The following is a 1,723-nucleotide window of genomic DNA, read 5'->3' as shown; positions in this document are numbered from 1 at the left end:
GTAGGTATGGAACCGAGTCTCGCGCCCCTACAGCGCCAAAGCGGTAGAGCACATGCGCCGCTACCTCGCGGCCCCCCGTCGAGGAGCGAACGCCGCACGTGCGCGCGTTCGCCGAGGTCCTGTTCGAGGCCCGGCAACACTCTTGCGCGGGACGGCGAGCCCGACTACGCCGGACGCACGCACCCTACCGGCGCTGGGTCGGCGAGGTCTACGCGGAGGCGGGCGTCCCGGCCGAGCGCCGGAACTCGATCCGCTCGTCGGTGAGTTGGCACCTGAGCGAGATCATGCGCGAGTCCGTCGACAAGGAGACCTTGGCGGACCACGGGCTGAAGCCTCAGACGCAGTCCGAGGCGAACCAGGAGCACCGCAAGCAAGACCGCGCCGTCGTGCGCGCCCTCACGTCCCGCGACGTCGCCGGCGGCTCGCTGATGGCGATCACCGCGGCAGCGACCGTGCTAGCGAAGGTCGACGGGGCCAGCTGACACGCCTCGACCCGCACGCCGCGGAGGTCGCGAAGGCCACGCTCGAAGACCTGGAGAGCACCGCGCGCCGCCTGTCCAAGCGCGTGGCCGTCCGGCCCGTCGCCGAGGAGGGCGGCGCCCCGCTCTTCAGCGCCACGGACTAGCGCCGGAGGAGCACCTCCACGCCCCCGAGGGGTGTAGAAGGTGTAGAAGTTGTAGGTCTCTCTTATTACCCTTCAAGGTTTTGTTTCTTGAGAGGTAACTAGGGAGACCTACAACTTCTACACCTTCTACACCATCGAACTGTTTTGCCTGCAAGGTGAGCCGCACCCGGCCCCAGGCCGATTCCTCTCTCGTCCCCACCGAACGAGAGAGGGAGTCACCTAGTGACGAACCCGAAGATCAACACGATCAAGCGCGGCGGCAGCCGCCTCTACGTGCACCCCGAGAGCGCTCGGAAGGTGCCCGGCGTGACGAGCGTCCTCAACATGCTGCCCAAGGGCTTCCTGAAGTTCTGGGCCTCGAAGAGCGTCGCCGAGTACGCCGTCGAACAACATCGGCGCCGTCGTCACGCTCGCCATGAACGACAAGAGCGCCGCCGTCGACCTGCTGAAGCGGGCGCCGGACCGCGACACCGCCCAGGCGGCCGAGGCCGGCACGGAGGTGCACGACCTGTTCGAGCGCCTCGCGCGCGGCGAGGAGGTCGGACGCGTCCGCGAGGAGCTGAAGCCCCTACGTCGGCATCTTCAAGGGCTTCGAGAAGCAGTTCGAGCCGGAGTTCCTCTTCCTGGAGGAGACCGTCTGGTCCGAGACCCACGGCTACGCCGGCAGTTTCGACTTCATCGCGAAGGTCACGACCCCGACACGGGCGAGCGGATGACCACCATCGGTGACTGGAAAACAACGCGCTCCGGCGTGCACGCCGAGGTCGCGCTCCAGGAGACGGCGTACAAGAACGCCGACTACATCATCCTCCCGGACGGCACGAAGGCCGACATCCCGCACCTCGACGCGGGCATCGTCGTGCACGCCCGCCCCGAGGGCGGTCAGGTGGTCCCTGCGCGGATCGACGACAGCCTCTTCGAGATCTTCCTCGCACTCCGGCAGATCTGGGAGTGGGACCGGGAGACGTCGAAGAGTGTCCTCGGCAACGGCGTCGCGATCGAGTCGATCGTCGAGGAGACCGGCCGCCGGGGTGGTCGCCGATGAGCGACCTCACCTTCCGATCTGGTGAGGCAGTCCAGGTAGAGCGGGACTTCCTC

The 1,723-nt window shown here is 67.4% G+C and carries 2 protein-coding genes; both read left to right on the top strand.

Features of this window, described 5'->3' with window-relative positions; all coding sequences use genetic code 11:
• Positions 1 to 98 precede the first annotated feature (98 nt).
• A complete protein-coding gene (locus PROKR_RS02160; RefSeq protein ID WP_036959245.1) occupies positions 99 to 482 on the top strand; it encodes a hypothetical protein in 384 nt (127 codons plus the stop codon).
• A 558-nt stretch (positions 483 to 1,040) separates the two neighbouring features.
• Positions 1,041 to 1,670, top strand: a complete 630-nt coding sequence (locus PROKR_RS02155) for a hypothetical protein (protein ID WP_211239996.1) — start codon at positions 1,041 to 1,043, stop codon at positions 1,668 to 1,670.
• Positions 1,671 to 1,723: the final 53 nt, after the last annotated feature.

This window comes from Promicromonospora kroppenstedtii DSM 19349 (assembly GCF_000515355.1).
Classification (GTDB): domain Bacteria; phylum Actinomycetota; class Actinomycetes; order Actinomycetales; family Cellulomonadaceae; genus Promicromonospora; species Promicromonospora kroppenstedtii.
The sequence above is the reverse complement of the archived record's forward strand: the minus strand, read 5'-3'. Positions and strand labels throughout refer to the sequence as shown.

Coding starts and splice junctions, on each gene's coding strand:
- PROKR_RS02155 (WP_211239996.1), top strand. CDS start 1,041: ATGAACGACAAGAGCGCCGCCGTCGACCTGCTGAAGCGGGCGCCGGAC.